Source organism: Shewanella sp. SR44-3 (assembly GCF_014163735.1).
In the GTDB taxonomy this organism is placed as follows: domain Bacteria; phylum Pseudomonadota; class Gammaproteobacteria; order Enterobacterales; family Shewanellaceae; genus Shewanella.
This window is the reverse complement of sequence record NZ_JACJDV010000108.1, coordinates 1-516: the sequence shown is the minus strand read 5'-3', so window position 1 is coordinate 516 and position 516 is coordinate 1. Positions and strand designations below refer to the sequence as shown.

The following is a 516-nucleotide window of genomic DNA, read 5'->3' as shown; positions in this document are numbered from 1 at the left end:
TAAATTCGGTTGGTTTTGCTCAAGCCATGCTTTTAGCTTGTCCAGTATAGGCACACTGACTGCTTGTCTTGTCGTGTATTTATCATCCGCACTTTTATCTTTAACGCGTGACTCAACGCCGTACAATTTTTGGATAAGGCTCAATACCACATCCGCTTTGCCGGTTTTATTTTTCCCTTGCAGCTTTTTCGCATCGATAAATTTACGACGCGCATGCGCCCAGCATCCCACTAAGGTTGCCTGTGTTTTTTCATAAGCCTGATAACCATCTACGTGCAAGTAGCCTTGATATCCATCAAGATAATTGACCACGCAGGCGGCCGCCCGACTGTTATGGAAGTCATAAAGCGCGATATTAGGAATAGGATTATTTGGCTCTGGTGAATCTCGACCTGAGCAATACACCCACATGTAGCTGTTCACCTTATCGGATTTCACCACTTTCAGTGGCGTTTCATCGGCAAACAACGTGGGCTGCGTTAACAACCCTGTTTTAAGCCGTTCCACCAGTGGTGC

1 protein-coding gene is annotated in these 516 nt (G+C 45.9%); it reads right to left on the bottom strand.

From position 1 onward, the window contains the following. Positions 1 to 516: transposase (locus H5073_RS18020; RefSeq protein ID WP_182680933.1), on the bottom strand; the 516-nt coding region annotated here is incomplete at both ends.